Source organism: Acinetobacter sp. TR11, from assembly GCF_027105035.1.
Taxonomy (GTDB): Bacteria; Pseudomonadota; Gammaproteobacteria; order Pseudomonadales; family Moraxellaceae; genus Acinetobacter.
Map to the genome: position 1 here is coordinate 3008166 of NZ_CP114256.1, position 20867 is coordinate 3029032.

At 38.0% G+C, this 20867-nt stretch carries 18 protein-coding genes; 9 read left to right on the forward strand and 9 right to left on the reverse strand.

Going from position 1 to position 20867, the window contains the following annotated elements:
• The first annotated feature begins 94 nt into the window (after nucleotides 1–94).
• The gene (locus O1450_RS14585) at nucleotides 95–718 is read left to right on the forward strand and encodes a PH domain-containing protein (protein ID WP_269229002.1); all 624 of its coding nucleotides are present in this window, start codon (nucleotides 95–97) and stop codon (nucleotides 716–718) included.
• A gap of 55 nt (nucleotides 719–773) precedes the next feature.
• On the opposite strand, the gene O1450_RS14590 is transcribed toward O1450_RS14585, so the two are convergent.
• Nucleotides 774–1274: a hypothetical protein gene (locus tag O1450_RS14590; RefSeq protein WP_269229003.1), complete on the reverse strand. Its 501-nt coding sequence runs from the start codon at nucleotides 1272–1274 to the stop codon at nucleotides 774–776.
• A 295-nt stretch (nucleotides 1275–1569) separates the two neighbouring features.
• On the opposite strand from O1450_RS14590, the gene O1450_RS14595 reads away from it, so the two are divergent.
• Nucleotides 1570–2268: a hypothetical protein gene (locus O1450_RS14595; RefSeq protein ID WP_269229004.1), complete on the forward strand. Its 699-nt coding sequence runs from the start codon at nucleotides 1570–1572 to the stop codon at nucleotides 2266–2268.
• Between the two features lie 54 nt (nucleotides 2269–2322).
• On the opposite strand, the gene O1450_RS14600 is transcribed toward O1450_RS14595, so the two are convergent.
• Complete coding sequence (locus tag O1450_RS14600) at nucleotides 2323–3072, reverse strand: hypothetical protein (RefSeq protein ID WP_269229005.1); 750 nt, start codon at nucleotides 3070–3072, stop codon at nucleotides 2323–2325.
• 176 nt (nucleotides 3073–3248) lie between these two features.
• Here O1450_RS14600 and O1450_RS14605 point away from each other — a divergent pair, with 176 nt between their 5' ends.
• From O1450_RS14605 to O1450_RS14625, 5 genes are all read left to right on the forward strand, one after another.
• The gene (locus O1450_RS14605; RefSeq protein WP_269229006.1) at nucleotides 3249–3944 is read left to right on the forward strand and encodes a DsbA family oxidoreductase; all 696 of its coding nucleotides are present in this window, start codon (nucleotides 3249–3251) and stop codon (nucleotides 3942–3944) included.
• Between the two features lie 392 nt (nucleotides 3945–4336).
• The gene (locus O1450_RS14610; RefSeq protein ID WP_269229007.1) at nucleotides 4337–4522 is read left to right on the forward strand and encodes a hypothetical protein; all 186 of its coding nucleotides are present in this window, start codon (nucleotides 4337–4339) and stop codon (nucleotides 4520–4522) included.
• Between the two features lie 11 nt (nucleotides 4523–4533).
• The gene (locus O1450_RS14615; protein ID WP_269229008.1) at nucleotides 4534–5976 is read left to right on the forward strand and encodes a hypothetical protein; all 1443 of its coding nucleotides are present in this window, start codon (nucleotides 4534–4536) and stop codon (nucleotides 5974–5976) included.
• 194 nt (nucleotides 5977–6170) lie between these two features.
• Nucleotides 6171–7301 carry a hypothetical protein gene (locus tag O1450_RS14620; RefSeq protein ID WP_269229009.1) on the forward strand — a complete coding sequence of 377 codons (1131 nt, stop codon included), beginning with the start codon at nucleotides 6171–6173 and terminating at the stop codon, nucleotides 7299–7301.
• A 131-nt stretch (nucleotides 7302–7432) separates the two neighbouring features.
• The gene (locus O1450_RS14625) at nucleotides 7433–8314 is read left to right on the forward strand and encodes a selenocysteine synthase (RefSeq protein ID WP_269229010.1); all 882 of its coding nucleotides are present in this window, start codon (nucleotides 7433–7435) and stop codon (nucleotides 8312–8314) included.
• 90 nt (nucleotides 8315–8404) lie between these two features.
• On the opposite strand, the gene htpG is transcribed toward O1450_RS14625, so the two are convergent.
• From htpG to O1450_RS14650, 5 genes are all read right to left on the reverse strand, one after another.
• Entirely contained in the window at nucleotides 8405–10324 is a 1920-nt protein-coding gene (gene htpG / locus O1450_RS14630; protein WP_269229011.1) for a molecular chaperone HtpG, read from the reverse strand.
• Between the two features lie 116 nt (nucleotides 10325–10440).
• Complete coding sequence (locus tag O1450_RS14635; RefSeq protein WP_269229012.1) at nucleotides 10441–10791, reverse strand: lysozyme inhibitor LprI family protein; 351 nt, start codon at nucleotides 10789–10791, stop codon at nucleotides 10441–10443.
• Nucleotides 10792–10924: 133 nt separating this feature from the next.
• A complete protein-coding gene (locus O1450_RS14640; RefSeq protein WP_269229013.1) occupies nucleotides 10925–11527 on the reverse strand; it encodes an OmpW/AlkL family protein in 603 nt (200 codons plus the stop codon).
• A 394-nt stretch (nucleotides 11528–11921) separates the two neighbouring features.
• Nucleotides 11922–13343: a Na+/H+ antiporter family protein gene (locus O1450_RS14645; RefSeq protein ID WP_269229014.1), complete on the reverse strand. Its 1422-nt coding sequence runs from the start codon at nucleotides 13341–13343 to the stop codon at nucleotides 11922–11924.
• A 123-nt stretch (nucleotides 13344–13466) separates the two neighbouring features.
• Entirely contained in the window at nucleotides 13467–14342 is an 876-nt protein-coding gene (locus O1450_RS14650) for an alpha/beta fold hydrolase (protein WP_269229015.1), read from the reverse strand.
• Between the two features lie 114 nt (nucleotides 14343–14456).
• Between O1450_RS14650 and O1450_RS14655 the strand changes: the two genes are divergently transcribed.
• Nucleotides 14457–14948: a DUF4442 domain-containing protein gene (locus O1450_RS14655; protein ID WP_269230479.1), complete on the forward strand. Its 492-nt coding sequence runs from the start codon at nucleotides 14457–14459 to the stop codon at nucleotides 14946–14948.
• 58 nt (nucleotides 14949–15006) lie between these two features.
• Here the strand turns inward: O1450_RS14655 and O1450_RS14660 are convergent, their stop codons facing one another.
• The gene (locus tag O1450_RS14660) at nucleotides 15007–15366 is read right to left on the reverse strand and encodes a YMGG-like glycine zipper-containing protein (RefSeq protein WP_004659341.1); all 360 of its coding nucleotides are present in this window, start codon (nucleotides 15364–15366) and stop codon (nucleotides 15007–15009) included.
• A 255-nt stretch (nucleotides 15367–15621) separates the two neighbouring features.
• On the opposite strand from O1450_RS14660, the gene O1450_RS14665 reads away from it, so the two are divergent.
• The gene (locus O1450_RS14665) at nucleotides 15622–16473 is read left to right on the forward strand and encodes an alpha/beta hydrolase (RefSeq protein WP_269229016.1); all 852 of its coding nucleotides are present in this window, start codon (nucleotides 15622–15624) and stop codon (nucleotides 16471–16473) included.
• A 103-nt stretch (nucleotides 16474–16576) separates the two neighbouring features.
• Here O1450_RS14665 and rpoC read toward each other — a convergent pair whose 3' ends face one another.
• A complete protein-coding gene (gene rpoC / locus O1450_RS14670; protein ID WP_269229017.1) occupies nucleotides 16577–20770 on the reverse strand; it encodes a DNA-directed RNA polymerase subunit beta' in 4194 nt (1397 codons plus the stop codon).
• Nucleotides 20771–20867 lie beyond the last annotated feature (97 nt).

Here is a 20867-nt window from a genome sequence, read left to right on the forward strand (position 1 = left end):
GTTGTATCGAATCTTTGAAATACAAATATCCACTGTAGACAGAACAATACACGACAAATTATTATCAAATTCCAAAAACGACAAGGTTCTAACAATGTTTAAAAATATGGCAGCTGATCTAATGGGAACCAGTGATATCGGTAAGATTATTGAACCTAGAGATTATGATAAGACGGATATTGATGACTATATTTTCCATGAAGACAATGAAAAAATTTTCTTTTTGATCAAAGCAAAAACCGACGAATACTGCTTTACCAATACCGCTTTCATTCATCTAGATGGTACAAGTGCGGTCAGCAAAAAACGGACGTTGAATCGCTATCCATATAAACACTATCAGATTAGTCGGGTGCTTCTAGAAACAGCAGGTACAATTGATCGGGACGTCGAAATCAAATTCCAACTTGGTGGTGCAAGTTATTCAATTGATATTGAAAAATCACAAATCGAAAAGGTACGAGATTTATATAAAGCTCTATTTAGTATTGGGGAAGCATGCAAAGAAATTGAACGTCAAATAAATTCGCTAGTCATCACTCAACAAGCTGTGAATAACATGTTTTCTCTGCGTGAATTACCAGAACAAGTGTTGTTAAACCTCCCTGATATTATTTCACAGACTACGATTCAAGTTGAAAATAAGTTTACTGAACGTCGTAAACAAATTGAGAACTATGATTTCTCTGCAATTTTTGAGCGTTACCTAAAACAATAATAGAAAAAATCCCCACTAGATATGCGGGGATTTTTATCTTAATCAATGATATAAGCTATGGTTGTCTAAAATCTTTTAAACCATTTTGAATTTGCTGCTGTAATAGCAAAATATCATTCAAATTGACTTTAATCGAACCATCACGAATGCCATCAATATTGTTGCGATTTATATTAAGTGGCTCTAATATTTTAAATACACCATTAGTTGGATCAGATGATTGAAAACCTGAAGCCACCGCTAGAATATACTCTTGTAACCCAGGTGAAACTTGAGATAAGCCTGACTGCACCTTTGGTTCAAATTCAACTGCACTAATATTCTCAGGAATTCCTGCATTCTGCATATCAGTATGGGTTTTATAAATACGATGCTGAAGTGCTTGACGTACCTTTTTATCTTCTTGAAATGGAGTAGGTCCTACGACTTCTTCACGTAATTCAGATTCAGCCATAATACGAATGGTTGGTAAAGTTGCAACCTCTTCGGCATGTACTGCTGAAAATCCAACCAAAGTAAATGCCATCATCAGCGCTGATCGTTTTAGAAAGTTCATCACTTGCTCCAAAAATCATTCACCTTAAACATTGAATAAAAATAACTATAAGCTTAAGCCTACAACAAAGTAATATTGAATTCTGTATCACTCTGATAAACGGTAAATTTCACCAAAATTTTAAACGAGAAATCAAATTTATCCGTATTAGCGATCATGTTTAATCTTTGTAAAGATCGCCATACTTAAGAGAAAAGTCCTCGCTTCTACTTAGATTTTTCATTATGGTCTTTTAAATATTGTATGAATATCAATTATTTTTTAAATTTTAAACTTAAATCATTAGGAGAACTGGATGTTTTCAACTCTAATTAAAATGACTACAGCGATATCAATTACAGCATTATGTTTAACGGGATGCGCAACCAAAACACTGATTAACAAAGACAACAAAACCTATACTCGAACAGAACGTGTCACTTTAGTTGAAGACAATGTGGTTGCTTTTGGGCGACCTGCGCAAACATCGTCAAATTTACCCAAAGACAGTATCGTGATTGCAGGGAAAAAAAACAGCTATATTTTGACTCAAGGTGGTTCTCAATTTGTGAGCTTGATCAGTAAACTTGATGCTAAAAATATCCAAATAACACGGGACTTGAGTTTTTATTCTGAAAAGAATGATGGTAATTTTTCAGGTACATTGCCACTTTCCTATATAAAACTTAAAGAAGATTTAAGCAAAAAAGATTTAGAGTTCTTTATTGAAAATGGCGCAAAAGAATGTTCATCCTCAAGCGATGAGCGTATGTATGCACAGCGTTTCTGTTTTGATATTAAGCTTGCTGGTGTCGTATACCCTGCTGCAAATAATCTCACCTCATTAAAAGCATTAAGTAAGCCTTACCAAGTATCTATCTATACCAATAAAGAAGAAAGTTATAAATCAAAATCAGGTATGAATCCTTTGGAAAAACTGGTATTACTGCCTTTTGCTGTAGCGATTGATGTTGTGAGTTTACCGTTCCAAGCAGCGGAAAAGATTTTCGACTAAAGTTGATCTTACAATCAAGCAATGATTCACAGGCTGAATCATTGCTTGATCGAACTACAATTCTTCATCTAATACTTCAACATTACTTTTCTTAATTTTTTCCATCTTCGCATTTAGCCTGAGTACATCCTGATATAAGTTATTAAAATTTTTCACTTGTATTGTTTCTTGAAAAAGAATCATTTTGTCTTGTTTCTGCCATGGGTAGGTTCTCAACATATCGAACATTGCCTGTGCTTTTTCTATAATTTTCTGTTCAATCGGGAAAATATCATGTGCTTTATCTACTTTAAGGTTATGTTCTAATTTAACTTGCAAGGATTTTCTCATTTCATTATGAATAGCCAAACTTTTTGCTTGTTTAAGTGAATCGGTCTGTATTTGTTGCCGTTTTCGTTCATATTCAGCCGATATTTTCCGAACCTCGCGAAGCATTTGTTCTGTTTCTTTATAAGCTTGCTGACGATCTTGATCCAAACGCTCTACATCTAAAAAAGTATCCCAATTTGCTGCTTTGAGTTGCCTTAAATAATGATTTCGCGCTTCAACATTTTGCATCCAATAACTAAGTAGAAACTCGGACATCAACTTATAATCACCTGACAAACGATCATCATGTACATTCAGTTGCACAGGTTTTGACCAATCTTGCGCTTGGTCATACAGCGCACGCATTTTTTCAGCCATAACAATTTCAAACATTTGTTCAGTATTGGCTGCTTTTTGCTGCACACGATATTGATAGAAAAAGAAAGTACTTATACAAATTACAATGACTGCAAGGAATAATAGAAAACGGCGCATACAGCCTCCAATCTTAATTATATTTTTTATGTTCTGAATTTAAGTTTAATCAATCAAACATAGGCTGTTAATTGATTTTTATTTCATTTCTCGTAACGGAGCATTACATTTTCATCGCTTTAAATTTCGTACTTACGCCCCTATTATCAAACCAACTAAAATTGTAGAGATATACCATGCGCGTAGATATTTGGTCAGATGTGGTTTGCCCTTTTTGTTATATTGGGAAAAAGCGTCTTGAACATATTGCTGAACAAGCAGGAATTGAGCTTGATATTCATTGGCATAGCTTTGAACTCGATCCAGATGCTCCAGCTAAACACGAGACTTCAAATACGGAGCGCTTAGCAAAGAAATATGGGCGTAGCTTTGCTGAAATGGAAGAAATGGAACGTAATGTCGCTGCTATGGCAGCAGTTGAAGGCATCGACTTCCAATGGCAAAAAGCCAATTCAGGCAATAGTTTTAATGCTCATCGGATCATTCATCTTGCTCAAAGTAAAGGCTTAGGTAACGAAGCAAAAGAAGCCTTTTTTCATGCTTATATGACTGAAGGTCTTGCAATTGGTGAACGTGAAGTGGTTGAAGAAATCGCTTCACGGATTGGTCTAGACCATGCTGAGGTTGAGTATGTGCTGGATTCAGATGAGTTGGCAGATTTTGTGCGTCACGATGAAAAAATTGCACGTGAGCAATTGAATGTTACTGGCGTGCCTTTTTTTGTCTTTGATCAAAAACTAGCACTTTCAGGTGCACAACCGCGTGAGATTTTCTTACAAGCATTACAACAAGCTCAATCAGCATCTACACAAGAAATCGAGCAAACCAATGCAGCTCAATGTAACGATGATCAGTGTGACATTCATCCCTAACTATTTTTACTAAATCACAAGCTTCAAGATTAATTTGGAGCTTGTTCAGGACATTTTCAAAAACCACAATTCTTATGCCCTCACCTATTATCCCAAAAAGAATACCGCTTATCTGAGCAGAAAATCCTGTAACAAAGTAACCATCTTTATTGATCAACTTTTAACTCAACAATATGCGACTTGAGTCACATATTGATGATATATTTATAGATATGTTTTCGCATAACTATCTATTTATCCGATTTATTGTTTTACGGTGTTGATATTTTGAAAGCCAAAACATGATCAAAATCTCTATTTGGAATACCTAAATGAGATTTTTTACTAACTTGCAGTCTATAGATTTTGCATAGTTTTCTTCTATAATCGTCATAAAGTGACATTCTTTTGTTATGAAAATTCAAGAGTTACAAGCCCTAATAAATGGTCAGATTCAACCCGAACAAATATGCATTGAGCAACTTGTAGCTTTGGCTAGACAGCATAATTTGACGAATACACCTGAATACAAACTGTTAGATGATGCTGTGAATATTGTACTTATTTATTATTTAAAACAGGCTCAAGCCTATCTCTAAGGAAACTATCAATGGACGTATTAGAGAAAGCATTATTGGTTGATGAGCTCAAACATCTGATTGTTGGGCTAAACAACGATAAAAACTCACTTTTTGAGATTGCAAAATCAAAGCAACGTATTAAGGATATTTGTTCTTCTTGTGACGATCCATTGTTTCAAGAACAACTCACTCCATTTAAAGAATTTATTCAACAAGAAGAATTTCCGGCTGAAGAATTAGAAAGCTTTGGGTATGCACTCACTTATCGCGGAACATTTAAATTTATGGGGCGTGTTGAACATGCTTTATTTGCATCAGGCGACATGGGATGGGCAGCTTTACGTCAGTCACAGCATTGGCAAATTTGGGTTATTCGTCCTGCATTGTCTTTTATAAAGAGCCCTTGGTTTACATCTACTCGACAAGCACTTGAATGGATTCAAACGAGCACAAGTGATTATATAAAAACAGATGATGAACTCAAAAGCCTTATTCCTGTTTTAGAGCCAATTCATCAAAGTTCAACAAATTTATCATTAGATTCAAATCAGACAATTCACAAGGACAGATTATCTGCTATGAGAGAAGAAACTGCGAATTTTGAAGCACAACTCGAAGCAATTATTCAGGAAAGAATTCAATCTGTACCCAATACTCCAACACCAAGTATTCCAACGGTCGCAAAGCCTAAACCAAGTTTTAGACAAAATGTGCGTCCTGTTGCAAATCTAAATAAAGCTAAACCTGTTGCGTTAAAAGATTTTAATTTAGATGGACTCGTATGTCGCTTAGAGCGTATCGATCCTAAAACATTTCCATCTTTATATCGTGTAGAGCTACACGATGAGATTGATCAAAATATTAAAATTGATTGGTTATATTTAAAAGCTGAGAATGACGTTCAACCTGTTTGGGAAACAGCTCAAATCTTTGTTGCGGAACAGCTTTATGCTCAAGGACAGTTTTCACATTATGTCGTACTTATTGGTACTCATAGTGTCGAATATGCTGCAACAATCTTACAAGCTTATACAGACCAACGTCATACTCAAACAAGCTCGATTCATCAAACAGACTGGGTTATTTTTAAACAACACTACCACCAACATGAAACACTATTTAATGAATGTATCATGAATGGTAGTGAAGTTTGGCAGCGTAATGAGCGATCTTACCCTTATATTCCTGCTGCCTTTATTAACACGCAAAAGTTTATTCCTTTTGAAGAAACAGCAGCGACTTTTCTGACGCCAGTCATCCTACTCAAAGAGCGTCAAAAAATCAGAGTGCTACACGGCGCAGAACGGGTAAAATTATCGAGCGAAGATCAAGCTTATCCGTATCTATTGTTAGATCGTGCAGACGGCTATACATGGCAATTAATACGTCAAGTGATTAGCCGTCTCCCTCAACCAATTTCAGTTCACGATCTCTATCAAGCACTCGAAAATGCAGATGTTTCAGCGACCTAAATATCCATTTTTAAGATACATCTAATCCACCATCAAACTTGTGATTGCTTATTGCAAGTTTCATGGTGGACTTTCATAAATACTCATTCAAATTTTCAAAAGCATTGTTAAATTGCTGTTTTTTGTGTCTTTAGCTTGATTTTATTGCTTGAATAATCAAAAGTTAAATGAAGAACAATATATAAGTTTTAACTATGACGACTTTAAATCAAACGGTACCATCATATATTTTATATACGCTCATTGTACTTCCATTCGGTTTATCAACAACTGTTAGTGCAGCAACTAAACTGGTTGAACAAACTGAGAATAATATTCCCAAAGCGGAAACATCAAATCAAGAAAACTTCTTAGACTATATTCCTAAATGGGTAGATGCGAGCCCCACCATTCTTCCTGAACAATCTGATCAATCTATTGTTCCTCCAACCGCTGAAACTGAGAATAAAACATGGGTTGATCGTAAACAGCGTGATATTCGCAACTGGGCTGATCGAACCTCGGTTAAGATTGATGACTGGTTTGGTGATGTCGACCCTGAAAAACCAGCTTCAGCAACGATTCGTTTTATGTTGGACAATTATTGGAATGAATATGATAACTATGAAGTTAAACCTCGTATTCGAGGAAAAATCAAACTTCCAACTTTAGAAAAAAAACTTAGCTTAGTTTTTGGTGATGATTCTCTAGATGACGAATTTAAAAATAATATTGCCAATACCAATACACAACCAAATCAAGATCCAAATAAAAAACTTGATTCTAAACAAACACGTGACAGCAATGGTTCTCTTGCATTACGTTGGTCTAATTTTTCCAAAAAACTACCATTTGAAACAGATGCAGATATTGGTATTCGTTCTGGTGATGATGTTTACTTACGTCTAAGAGCTGAGAAGCACTGGGATTTACACAATGATTTCCACTTTAATGCTGAACAAATCTATAGATATGGTAGTCAAAGTGAGAACTATTTGCGTACAAATTTAGAATTGATACATGCTCGACCCAACCAACCTTTTCTTTCAAATCAATTCAGTTTAACTTACGCTGACAAGCAAGATGATGATTTGTTATGGGACAATCGAATTTTCCGCCAACACAAATTCTTTGCGCATAACAATTTTAATTACGGTCTCTATACAGGTGGCTATTACAACAATAATGACTTACGTCTAAATAGTTGGGGGCCTTTTGTTTCTTGGAGACAACCTTTATGGCGTGAGTGGTTCTATGTACAAGGTGATCTCAACTATTTCAATGATCATCGTTCAGATCGCAGTCATTTCGTTAGTACTTTCGTTCGTCTTGAAACCCTATTCTAAATTCATTTAAATGATCTGAATGCTCAATTTAAATTTAGATTGAGCATTTTCACTTTTAAACAATCTTATAAAATAAATAATTAATTAAGCTTTGATTATTATTATTTGATTCTTTAATTTTTCTTTTATGCATGAATCATCGATACGCCATACTTGTGTATGTTTTGATTATAGGAAATCTATATTTAGCTTACCTACTGCTCCCCTTTTTTCCTTTTTTGATCCCAATCAATAGACATCATACGCATCTTGCTCATCAATCTTTTTTACAGCCACATTCGCAAGTACATCATATTTTAAAATGTACGGCTATGATTACAGATGAAACTTATGCAGTCAGCAATGATCAACAACTTGCCGATGAACTTATGCAGGTTTTTGGTCATGACACTTTATGGCAACGTGCTCAACAAACTCAACCGCCTAAAAAACTAGGCAAAAATACCAAGCACAATGCCCACAAAACAATTCCCACGCCGAATCCACTCAGCGCAAGCTGGTCAACCATTTCTAATTTATTGCCCTTTCATAATGATCTAGATTTAGGGTCAAATTCAGATACAGATATTTATGTCCAATTTCTAGCAAAGAAAAGCTGGATCTTGCATTCAGGGCTACGGCTCAATACAACTCAAATCTTTCGTTACGGTTCAATCAGTAAAAACTATGCGGAAACCTACTTAGATTTAACCCAAAAATTTCAGCAACAAGCACAAATTTCCACGCAATTTAACTTTTCTAAAACTCAAAACTCAGAATATGTATGGAGTAATCGCACTTTTCAGAAATTAGATCTGTTATCTCAAAACAATCTCAGCTATGGAATTTTGAGTACAGGTGATTATGAAAACAAGGCGCTTCGTGTGAATGAGTGGGGGCCATATTTTTCTTGGAAAAGACCAATTTGGCGTAATTGGGTCTTTATGCAAAATGACATTAATTATGTAAACATGCCAACGAGTGAACAAGGATATTCTTTCAACTATCAAATGAAGTTTGAAGCACAGTTTTGATCAAAAGACCAACACAACTGTGGATAACTTAAATGTTATCCATAGATATAAAAAACCTCTGCCGAAGCAGAGGTTTTTAGGTCAAATCACTTATTGTAATAACAAGCTGTTGATACGTTTTACATAGGCTGCTGGATCTTCTGGTAAGCCACCTTCAGCAATTACCGCCTGATCAAAGATCACATTCGCAAGATCATCAAACTGTGCAGAGCTTTCTAATTTTTTCACCAATGGATGTTCTGGATTGATCTCTAAAGTCGGCTTGATTTCTGGCACAGCCTGTCCTGCTTGTTTCAGCATACGGATCAGTTGCGGAGAAAGTTCACCCTCACTCGTTACCAAACATGCTGGTGAATCAACTAAACGCGTCGTAACACGCACTTCTTTGGTTTTGTCTTTTAACGATGTCGTTAAGCGGTCCACCACAGGCTTGAACTGCTCAGCCGCTTGTTCTAAAGCCTTTTTCTCTTCAGCATCCTGTAAGTCACCAAGATCAACAGCGCCTTTAGAAACGTTTTGTAGTGGCGTACCATCAAACTCAAAGACAAAGTTCATTGCCCACTCATCCACACGATCTGCCATGAGCAATACTTCAATACCTTTTTTCTTGAATACTTCAAGTTGTGGCGAATTTTTCGCGGCTGTAAGGTTATCAGCAGTCACATAGTAAATCGCTTTCTGCCCTTCTTTCATACGTGCTTTATAGTCGGCAAATGAAGTCGAGATTTCATCATTGCTAGAAGTTGCATAACGCAATAATTTCAAGATACGCTCACGATTACCCGTATCTTCGCCTAAACCTTCTTTTAATACCGAACCAAATTCAGTATAGAAAGCTTTAAATTTCTCTTGGTCTTTCTCATCTTCCGATTTTGCCAAGCCATCCAGTAAGGTCAATACACGACGCGCATTACCTTCACGAATGGTTTTTACATCACGGCTTTCTTGAAGTAATTCACGACTGACATTTAATGGTAAATCAGCACTATCGACCACGCCTTGTACAAAACGTAAATAGTTTGGAATGAGGTTGTCTGCTTCATCCAAAATGAATACACGCTTCACATACAATTTGATGCCCGCTTTTGCTTCACGTGTAAACAGATCTTGTTTGGCTTGACTTGGGATATACAATAATTGCGTATATTCAGTGCTACCTTCCACGCGGTTATGCGCCCATGCCAAAGGCTCTGCAAAATCGTGGCTCAGGTTTTTATAAAACTCGATGTATTGCTCATCAGTGATTTCACTCTTATTACGTGTCCATAACGCACTTGCTGAGTTAATCGCTTCCCATTCATCCGTCTTCACCATCTGACCGCCTTTCGGTTCTTCACCTTCAGCGACTTCTTCCTCTTGCCACACTTCTTTTTGCATTTCGATTGGCAAACTGATGTGGTCAGAATATTTATTAATGATTTGTTTAACTTTCCACGACTCTAAATAGTCGAGTGCATCATCACGTAAATGCAAGATGATATCGGTACCACGGGTTGCTTTCTCAATTGTTTGAACTTCGAACTCACCTGTACCGCCACTGATCCAACGCACACCTTCAGCAGTCTCTAAGCCAGCGCGGCGTGATTCAACCGTAATTTTATCGGCTACAATAAATCCAGAATAAAAACCAACACCAAATTGACCAATTAACTGTGCGTCGGCTTTCTGATCACCACTTAACTTTGACATAAAATCTTTAGTGCCCGATTTTGCAATCGTACCAAGATTCTCTATCGCCTCTTGTTGACTCAGACCAATACCATTATCGGAAATAGTTAAAGTTTTATTCTCTTTATTCAAGCTCACACGAACATGTAAGTTTGCATCATTTTCATAATATTCAGGGTGATTAATCCCTTCAAAACGTAACTTATCGCAAGCATCCGAAGCATTTGAAATCAGTTCACGTAAGAAAATTTCTGGGTTGGAATACAGCGAATGTGTCACCAAATGTAATAACTGAGCAACTTCAGCTTGGAAACTATAATTTTGTGCGACTTGTTCACTCATAAATCACTCCTTATCTTGAGGTTTATATATTTGGAATGATTTATGAATGGTGCATATCTTGAATATTTCAATCCTTGTGTTTTATTTTTTCAGTTAAAAAATGCACAAAAGAACAATTAGAATGGTCCTTGGCTCAATATACGTGTTTGTAGAAGTTGATCTAATTGCTGTTGTCTTTGTGCATAAGCACGACGAAGACAGGGAGTATTTGCTGCACATGAATTACGCTGTTTCAACCATTGGAATTGCTTATCTTTTTCTGCATCACGTCCTCCCATAGGGAGTGCGTGCAAAATAATCTGGTAAGTTGTTGCCAGTTTTACATCTGCATCATTTAAACCAAGATCGTTACAAATCTGTTGTTCCGATTTTAATTTTGCAGCTTTGCATGGGAAACTAGCGGCATGGGTTTGAGATAAAATGAGTAATGGCATAAGAAATAATGCTGAGCTTAATAATTTTTTCATCACCGATCACAACTTATTAAAAACTAGTTCTTAGCTTACCGCACGCTCTGTTTCAGGCTTGTATCTGTTTTATATTACGATTGCAAAATAAAAAACCTCACGATTTGTGAGGTTTCTTTAAATCTAAATCGCCTTAGAACTTATAGCTATAACCCAAGGTATAGACCATAGGATTAATATCTAAATCCGTCAGCTTAGTTCCATTAATTTTAACTTCTGGGCTTAATTGTGCGTAACGCGCGTCAAAGAAAACACCCCAGTTCTTTGCATCAGCAGGTTTAAAATTAAAACCAATTTGACCTGCAAAACCAAAATCTTCTTTGACTGATAAATCTTTACCAGTCAATCCACCTGTTGTTTGTTCATCCCAAGCAAGAAATGCTGAGCCACCAACACCGATATAAGGTGTAAAACCTGTTGAATTCTTCAAATTATATTTGAATGTTATTGTTGGTGGTAAATGCTTAATTTTCGCTACTTTCTCACCATTTAGCAAAACATCATGTGCAATAGGTGTTGCAAGTAATAGCTCTGCTGAAAATGGCGTATCACCAAAGAAATATTCTACTGAAGGTGTAAAAGCAAACTCATTGTCACCTTTTAAGGTACCTACACCCGCAATTTTTGTTTCATCTGTTGGCGCAATAACACTACCACCGACCTTAACCTGAAAACCACCTGCAAACGCAGTTGATGATAACCCCAATAATGCAACAACTAATACATTTTTTAGCATTTAAACAACCTCTTTTAAAAAATTATGTTCTTGTTCAACATAATAAACACGTGTTTTTATATTATGCAATACATATTAATTCCAACCTTTTTGATTGATTTTGTAATATATTGAATAATAAAAAAATATATTTGTTAAAATATGTAATATAAAATAATTCAGACCAATTCAATCAACTTAAATCATTATAAAACCTAGTATTTTTATCAAGATTTATTGTTTAAAATTTAGCTGAAGTTTTTAAAAAAATAAAATTAAGATTAATTTAAAAATTAAATTACATATAAATTTCTATTTAGAATATATTATAAAATTAGATTAAAAAACAGACAAAAAATGTCACTTCTTGATATTTTTTATACTCAACAAAAAAGGCTCATATTGAGCCTTTTTATTATAAAACCATTGCTGCGATCCAGCCAAAAATAAGTAGCGGGATATTAAAATGTATAAATGTTGGCACTACAGTATCCCAAATGTGATCATGTTGACCATCTACACCTAGTCCTGCTGTAGGTCCTAATGTTGAATCTGAAGCAGGCGAACCTGCATCACCTAATGCAGCAGCAGTGCCAATCAATGCAATTGTTGCTAAAGGTGAGAATCCAAATTGTACGCAGAGTGGCACATAAATCACTGCCAACACAGGCACACTTGAGAAAGATGAACCAATACCGATCGTGACAAACAGGCCAATAAATAGCATCAAGAACGCAGCTAAAGCATGATTATCACCAATAATATGTACAACTCCATTCACTAGATGAGCAATGTCGCCTGTATGCGTCATGACTGAAGCAAAACCTGCCGCAGAAATCATGATAAAACCAACTAAGGCCATCATCCGCATCCCTTGCACAAACACATCATCGGCTTCTTGCCATTTAAAGATGCCAGAAGCGGATAACACAGCAAAACCAACAAGACCACCTAAAATCATCGAACCTGAATACAACTGTGCAACTAAGGTTAAACCGATTGCAAGTAAAGCCATGAGCATGGTTTTTTTGGAAATATAAGGTACATTTTCAGCTTCATGCTTCAACTCTTCAGCATCCACCTTGAGGTCATATTCAGCTTGTGTTGTTGCTCGTAGTGGTTTATCCAAATCAATGCTTGTAACAGGTGAAATTGATCGATCAACATATTCACGCGGCTTACGATAACTAATAAACACAGCGACTAAAGTACCTAAAACCATGCCCAAAACAGGTATCGCCATGCCCATAGGCATCATGCCACGTTCTACATGCAAACCATATGCAGCCCCAATTTTATTGATATTTCCCATCAAAATTTGTTCAAGGAAAATGGCACCAAAGCCCACAGGTAAGAATATATATGTTCCAACTAAACCCAACGTCAGTACACATGCTGCCGCACGTCGATCAAGCTTGAGGTGATTCATCACTTTTAACAATGGCGGAACCAATACGGGAATAAAAGCGATATGAACTGGGATTAGATTTTGAGAAAAAATTGCAGCGATGAGTAAAATCGTTAATAAAAGATATTTCACTTTTTTTTCTTGATTTTTACTGGCTTCCATTCCTAATAAACCAATCAATTTATGTGCAAGTAAATCTGGTAAACCAGATTTGGATAATGCTAAGGCAAAAGCACCTAGAACAGCATAAGCCAAAGCAACTTCAGCACCATCTCCCAATCCTGCATTAAAAGCTTCTACAGTTTGAGAAAGGCTCAGTCCAGCAACCAAACCACCAATAATGGCTGATATGACCAAAGTGAGAACAACAGAAACGCGTGCCAGTGACAAAATAAACATCACGGCAATCGCAATTACGACAGCATTCATGGACAAAATTTAGGAGCAAAAAGAAAGGCGACATTCTAGCAGATTCATTGTATAGAAGCTGAAAATGTCGCCAAATTGCAATCTGTTTTAAGTGATTTTTATTTTGATTAATCCGCTAAAGCCTTAAACAGTCTGGCGTTTTAAAAAATGACGGATTAGTTCAGCAATTTTGGTTGGCTGACTTAGAACCGCCCAGTGATTGGCATCAAGTTCAACATATTCAAAGTTTTCAACCCATTTTGGCATCGATTCTGTAATGTACTCTGGGCTAACAAATGCATCGCGTTTTAATACAATTGCCTGTACAGGACATTGAGCATAGCGTTGGCGTGGTTGAGTCAGTGAAGGAATAAAGTTAGCACGATACAGATTAATACCGTATTTACCATCTGACACAATATTTGCATTTAATGGCAAGTTTTGTTTTTTCTCTAAGCCACTTAAAATCTTCCCCCACTTTTCTGGACTAAAGAAAGTCCATACAGTTGGTGCAACTAATGGTAAATGGAAAGCACCAATGTACCAAGATTTAGTCAGCATTTTCAGTACATTACTTGGCGCAGATTTAAACTTTTCACGTAAATATAAAGAAGCATGATCCAAGCAAGGGCCTGAGATTGTTGTATAAGATAGTAAACGGCCTTTTAACTTAGGTTCAGTTACTGATTCCCAAGACTGTAAAGAACCCCAGTCATGCGCTGCCATATGGAAATTACGGTTTGGTAACACTTCATCAACGACTTCTTGTAAATCCAAAGATAAACGCGGTAATCGATAGTCTTTAATACGCTTTGGAATTGATGACAAACCTGCACCACGTACATCGTAAGTAACGACATAATAGTCATCAACCAATTGCTCAATAATCGGCTCCCATACTTCCTGATTATCGGGATATCCATGTACTAACACCAATGGTGTTTTCTTTTCATCACCCCATGTTTTGACACAGAGGCTTTGTTGGTCAGAAGTGGTTACTGTTTTTACTTGTGCTTGCATAATTCTTTCCCATTTTATTTTCTATCGGCTTGGTTATAAAACAGCCATTGCCAGCGATGCACTAAAAATGATACTTATGGAGTATGAATAGAGTTGCAAGAAAAAAAATTGACCATGAAAGACTTTTTCAAAAAAATTCGAACCATTCCAGCGATTTCTAAATTTATGCTGAATCATTACTCCCCTTACCGTGGTGCAGGCATTGCAATCGAATCATTTGATCTTGATCGTTACTTCATTCGTGTCAAAATGCCGCTGACTAGAAAAAATCGTAATATCGTCGGAACACATTTTGGCGGCAGTTTATATTCGATGGTTGATCCCTTTTATATGCTGATTCTCATGCATCATTTAGGGTATAAATATATTGTTTGGGACAAAAGTGCTTCTATTAATTTCCTGTCACCTGGTCGTAGTGAGGTCGTTGCCGACATTAAACTGAGTAAAAATGAAATTGATGAAATCAAACGATTATCAGAAAATTATGAACCTGTTTTACGTCATTACACGCTCAATATTTTAGATGATGCAGGAACACGAATTGCAGAGGTTGAAAAAATTTTATATATACGCCGGAAGAAGCCCAAAGCAAGTTCTTTGGGATGAACCTAAATATAAAATGCCTGCAAACCATAGCAGGCATTTATTAAAACTTTAATTCATATTACTTTTTCTTTTCTTGGATTGCAGCTCCTGCGCCACCACCGATTGCACCACCAATCGCTGCACCAGTATCGCCACCAAAAATAGACTTACCAATTACAGAACCAATACCTGCACCAATTGCACTACTTGTGGTTGAATTACTACTACCACCCTTGGCATTTGCACCTACACCAGCACCTGCTGCTGCACCTACACCCGCTCCTAAGCCACCACCTACATGATTACCAACACCACCACCAACTGCACCACCCAATGCTGCTGCACCAATACGCTGATCAGATGCGCTCATGTTTTGGCAGCCTGTAAACATTAAAGTAGATAATACTAATGTTGAAATTAAACCAATTGTTTTTTTCATATCCAAAACTCCTCAATTTTATAGTCTAAGCATAATCTGATTTTTGTTAGAAAATAATCAGATTATGTAATTGCTCTAAGTGCATTCTTTTCTTTTTGTAATAAAATAAACTAAATGGAAGAATATTTGATCAATACAGTACTACACTGTTGATTGAATTAGGTTATTAAAAACGAAGTCAAAGTTCCAATCTAATCAGCATGAAAACAAAATGTGTGACTCAATGTAGAAATACAATTTAACAGGGGCGAAAAAATGACAAGATTTATGCTATCCATGTTGATCTTGATGAGTTTGAATTCAGCAACTCAGGCAAATTTTTTCAAGTTCCAAACATTAGCAAAAGTAGAATCACTTAAAAATATTGCTTACGGTCATGATTCCCAACAAATGATGGATATCTATTTCCCATCTAAACCACACACCGATAATAATCTAGCTCCAATCATCGTTATGGTGCATGGTGGTGCTTGGAGTATCGGTGATAAAAATAATGCTGCTGTAGTGAAAAATAAAGTCGATTATTGGTGTAAACAAGGGTGGCTTTTGATCTCCGTTAATTACCGATTAGTTCCAAATGCAACCGTACAGCAACAGACTCAAGATATATCAAACGCTTTACTCTATATTCAAAAACATGCAAATGATTGGCATGCAAACTCAAAACGGCTTATTTTGGTAGGACATTCTGCTGGTGCACATTTAGTTAGCTTGGTTACTGTACGGCCCTCGTGGTTAACTCCTCAACCGCAACCTTGGCGAGCAACCATTGCCTTAGATAGCGCTGCTTACGATATCGAAAAGATCATGCAAAATCGGCATGCTCGATTTTATGATCGAGCCTTTGGTCAACAACCTGAGAACTGGAAAGCCCTATCTCCGATCTTACAACTACATCAAAGTTTACCTGCATTTCTTGCTGTTTGCTCAACCACTCGCCCTGATCAACCCTGTATACAGGCTCAACAATTTATTCAGCAAGTACAAAAACTTGGGACATCCGCACAATTATTATCACTCCCACTTTCACATCGTGAAATAAATAGATCTTTGGGAGAAGATAATAAATATACACAACAAGTGAATCACTTTATACAATCCCACTAATTTATACCTATGAAAACTTAGCTTCGTTTTCTAAATACAATCATTTTGCTATTTTCAAACATAAAAAAGGCACCCAAAGGTGCCTTTTTTAATTCGTTAAGACTTAGAACTGGTCTGAGTTCAACGCTTGACTAAATGCTTGATCAACTTCACTGAAATCATTGTGAAGTTCAAATTCAGCAGCTTCAGATTCTTGACGACGACGTTCTAAATGATACGCAAGACCCGTACCTGCTGGGATCAGACGACCTACAACAACGTTTTCTTTCAAGCCGCGTAAATCATCTTCTTTACCTGTTACAGCAGCTTCAGTTAACACGCGTGTTGTTTCCTGGAACGATGCAGCAGAGATGAATGAGTCAGTAGAAAGCGACGCTTTGGTGATACCCATCAATTGACGTTCAAACTTCGCTGGGAACTTGTTCTGAGCCAAGACAGCTTGGTTCTCTTGAACAACGCGGATGTAATCCACTTGCTCGCCTTTGATGAAGCTTGTATCACCGCCATCAGTGATATCAACTTTACGCAACATTTGACGTACAACAACTTCAATGTGCTTATCGTTGATTTTTACACCTTGGAGACGGTAAACGTCTTGAACTTCGTTCACGATGTAGTTAGTTAATGCTACTTCACCTTTCAAACGCAAGATGTCATGTGGGTTTTGTGGACCATCAGAAATGGTTTCACCACGGTTCACATGTTCACCTTCGAACACGTTAATGGTACGCCATTTTGGAATCAATTCTTCGTAGATCTCAGAACCATCATCAGGGCTAATCACTAAGCGGTTCTTACCTTTAGTCTCTTTACCAAAGCTTACAACACCTGATACTTCTGCAAGAATCGCGTGTTCTTTCGGTTTACGTGCTTCAAATAAGTCAGCTACACGTGGAAGACCACCGGTAATATCACGGGTACGTGAAGTTTCTTGTGGTACACGACCAAGTACATCACCCACACCAATCGTTGCGCCATCACGAACGGTTACGATCGTATTTTGTGGTAAGAAGTAGAATTGTTCGCCACCATCTGTTGTATCCAACACAATTGCAGGACGTAAATCTTTACCAGAAGCAGGACGAGCTGTTACAGGCAAGATTTCAACAGTAGTCATACCTGTTGCATCATCAGTTTTAGAGGTTGCAGTTACGCCATCAGCGATCTGGCTGAAACGCGCTTTACCAGCAACTTCGGTAACAAGTGGATGTGTATGTGGATCCCAAGTCGCCACGATACCGCCCGCTTCTACAGCTTCACCATCTTTCAACAAGATGCTTGCACCGTAAGGAAGTTTATAGCGCTCACGCTCACGACCTAAGTCATCCGCAATACCAATTTCACCTGAACGTGAAACTGACACCAAGTGACCTTTAGCATGTTGTACAGTTTTCACGTTGTGGAAACGTACAGTACCTTTGTTACGTACTTGAACACTGTTTGCAGCAGAAGTTCGGCTTGCAGCACCACCCACGTGGAAGGTACGCATCGTTAACTGTGTACCTGGCTCACCAATTGATTGTGCAGCCATTACACCCACTGATTCACCTGGGTTCACCAAGTGACCACGTGCAAGGTCACGACCATAACAACGCGCACATACACCGAATGTCGATTCACATGCAATTACTGAACGTACTTTAACTTCATCGACACCCGCTTCTTCAAGCTCAGCAGCAATTTTCTCGTCAATTAACGTACCACGTGGAAGTACAACTTCATCATCAGATGCACGACGTACATCTTCAGCAGTTACACGACCCAATACGCGATCGCGTAATGGCTCGATCACGTCACCACCTTGAATGAATGGTGTCATCACTAAGCCACCCGCTGTACCACAATCAGATTCAGTAATAACTAAATCTTGTGCTACGTCTACAAGACGACGAGTCAAGTAACCAGAGTTCGCAGTTTTCAATGCGGTATCGGCCAAACCTTTACGCGCACCGTGTGTTGAGATGAAGTACTGAAGTACTGTCAAACCTTCACGGAAGTTTGCTTTAATTGGGGTCTCAATGATCGAGCCATCTGGCTTCGCCATCAAACCACGCATACCAGCAAGCTGACGGATCTGCGCCGCACTACCACGGGCACCCGAGTCAGACATCATATAAATTGAGTTGAATGACTTCTGTTTCTCGTCTTCACCTTGTTTGTTTTTCACAAGGGTATAAGACAAGTTGTCCATCATCGCTTTCGCAACTTGGTCATTGGTACGCGCCCAAATATCGACCACTTTGTTATAGCGCTCACCCGCAGTAACGAAGCCTTGTTCAAACTGTTGTTCGATTTCACGAACTTCAGTTTCAGCTTTGTCGATAATGGTGTGCTTATTTGGTGGAATCAACATATCTTCCATACCGACTGATACACCTGAACGCGTCGCTTGACGGAAGCCCAAATACATCAATTGGTCAGCGAAGATAACGGTATCTTTCAAACCGAGTTTACGGTAGCAAGAGTTGATTAACTTCGAGATGTTTTTCTTGGTCATCTCAAGGTTGATCGATTCAAAGCTTAAACCTTGTGGAACAACTTCCCATAACAAGCAACGACCTGGTGTTGTATCAACAATGATGGTTTGCTTTTCATGGTTACCGTTTTCATCAATAACAGTTTGGTGTACACGTACTTTTACACGCGCATGGATCGCAACTTTACCCGTTGCCAACGCACGGTTAACTTCGTGTGTATCCGCAAACACCATGCCTTCACCTTTGGCATTTACCGCATCACGTGTGATGTAGTAAAGACCCAAGACAACGTCCTGAGAAGGAACGATGATTGGCTCACCGTTTGCAGGTGACAAGATGTTGTTGGTTGACATCATCAACGCACGCGCTTCTAACTGTGCTTCAAGTGTCAATGGAACGTGTACCGCCATTTGGTCACCATCGAAGTCGGCGTTAAACGCAGCACATACGAGTGGGTGAAGACGGATCGCTTTACCTTCAATCAGAATAGGTTCAAATGCTTGAAGACCTAAACGGTGAAGTGTTGGCGCACGGTTCAACATGACTGGATGTTGACGAATTACAGAAGCAAGAACGTCCCAAACTTCTGGGGTTTCACGCTCAACCATTTTCTTCGCAGCTTTAATGGTTGTTGCCTGGCCAGATGCTTGTAGTTTCGCGAAAATAAATGGCTTGAAGAGTTCAAGTGCCATCTTCTTCGGAAGACCACATTGGTGAAGACGTAAAGTAGGACCTACGGTAATTACCGAACGACCAGAATAGTCAACACGCTTACCAAGTAAGTTTTGACGGAAACGACCTTGTTTACCTTTGATCATATCTGCCAAAGATTTCAATGGACGTTTGTTCGAACCTGTAATCGCACGACCACGACGACCGTTATCAAGCAACGCATCTACAGACTCTTGTAACATACGTTTTTCGTTACGTACGATAATGTCTGGTGCAGCAAGGTCAAGAAGACGCTTCAAACGGTTGTTACGGTTGATCACACGACGATATAAATCGTTCAAGTCAGAAGTCGCGAAACGACCACCTTCAAGTGGTACAAGCGGACGTAAGTCTGGTGGAAGTACTGGCAGTACGTTCATCACCATCCATTCAGGCTTGTTGTTTGAATCTTTGAATGCTTCCATCAATTTCAAACGCTTAGACGCTTTTTTAAGTTTCGTCTCAGACGTTGTTTGTGGAATTTCTTCACGTAAACGCGCAATCTCAGCTTCAAGATCGATATCTTTTAATAAATCCTGAACTGCTTCTGCACCCATTTTCGCAGTGAATTCATCACCGTGTTCTTCAAGTGCATTGTAGTATTCTTCGTCTGTTAAAAGTTGATACTTTTCAAACGGAGTCATACCAGGATCAGTAACAACATAAGATTCGAAATACAATACGCGCTCGATATCACGTAGTGTCATATCAAGTAGTAAACCGATACGGCTCGGTAATGATTTCAAGAACCAGATGTGTGCAACTGGAGAAGCAAGGTCAATATGACCCATACGCTCACGACGAACTTTTGCAGTTGTTACTTCAACGCCACATTTTTCACAAATGACGCCTTTATATTTCATACGCTTGTATTTACCACACAAGCATTCATAATCTTTTACTGGACCAAAAATTTTGGCACAGAACAAACCGTCACGTTCAGGTTTAAAAGTACGGTAGTTAATGGTTTCAGGCTTTTTAACTTCACCGTGAGACCATGACTTAATCATCTCTGGTGACGCAAGACCAATACGGATACGGTCAAATTCAACAGGTGCATGACCTTCTGAATCCGTTTTCTTACGCATGATATCGAGCAAGTCTTTCAATTTTTTTCTCCGTGTGTCGAGGAGCTACGCTCACCCGACTGGGTCACAAATATTGTTTTTACTGAACAATCCTCCCTCAATCCCTCCTTTTTCTAAG

Coding starts and splice junctions, on each gene's coding strand:
- O1450_RS14585 (WP_269229002.1), top strand. CDS start 95: ATGTTTAAAAATATGGCAGCTGATCTAATGGGAACCAGTGATATCGGT.
- O1450_RS14590 (WP_269229003.1), bottom strand. CDS start 1,274: ATGAACTTTCTAAAACGATCAGCGCTGATGATGGCATTTACTTTGGTT.
- O1450_RS14595 (WP_269229004.1), top strand. CDS start 1,570: ATGTTTTCAACTCTAATTAAAATGACTACAGCGATATCAATTACAGCA.
- O1450_RS14600 (WP_269229005.1), bottom strand. CDS start 3,072: ATGCGCCGTTTTCTATTATTCCTTGCAGTCATTGTAATTTGTATAAGT.
- O1450_RS14605 (WP_269229006.1), top strand. CDS start 3,249: ATGCGCGTAGATATTTGGTCAGATGTGGTTTGCCCTTTTTGTTATATT.
- O1450_RS14610 (WP_269229007.1), top strand. CDS start 4,337: ATGAAAATTCAAGAGTTACAAGCCCTAATAAATGGTCAGATTCAACCC.
- O1450_RS14615 (WP_269229008.1), top strand. CDS start 4,534: ATGGACGTATTAGAGAAAGCATTATTGGTTGATGAGCTCAAACATCTG.
- O1450_RS14620 (WP_269229009.1), top strand. CDS start 6,171: ATGACGACTTTAAATCAAACGGTACCATCATATATTTTATATACGCTC.
- O1450_RS14625 (WP_269229010.1), top strand. CDS start 7,433: ATGAATCATCGATACGCCATACTTGTGTATGTTTTGATTATAGGAAAT.
- htpG (WP_269229011.1), bottom strand. CDS start 10,324: ATGAGTGAACAAGTCGCACAAAATTATAGTTTCCAAGCTGAAGTTGCT.
- O1450_RS14635 (WP_269229012.1), bottom strand. CDS start 10,791: ATGAAAAAATTATTAAGCTCAGCATTATTTCTTATGCCATTACTCATT.
- O1450_RS14640 (WP_269229013.1), bottom strand. CDS start 11,527: ATGCTAAAAAATGTATTAGTTGTTGCATTATTGGGGTTATCATCAACT.
- O1450_RS14645 (WP_269229014.1), bottom strand. CDS start 13,343: ATGAATGCTGTCGTAATTGCGATTGCCGTGATGTTTATTTTGTCACTG.
- O1450_RS14650 (WP_269229015.1), bottom strand. CDS start 14,342: ATGCAAGCACAAGTAAAAACAGTAACCACTTCTGACCAACAAAGCCTC.
- O1450_RS14655 (WP_269230479.1), top strand. CDS start 14,457: ATGAAAGACTTTTTCAAAAAAATTCGAACCATTCCAGCGATTTCTAAA.
- O1450_RS14660 (WP_004659341.1), bottom strand. CDS start 15,366: ATGAAAAAAACAATTGGTTTAATTTCAACATTAGTATTATCTACTTTA.
- O1450_RS14665 (WP_269229016.1), top strand. CDS start 15,622: ATGACAAGATTTATGCTATCCATGTTGATCTTGATGAGTTTGAATTCA.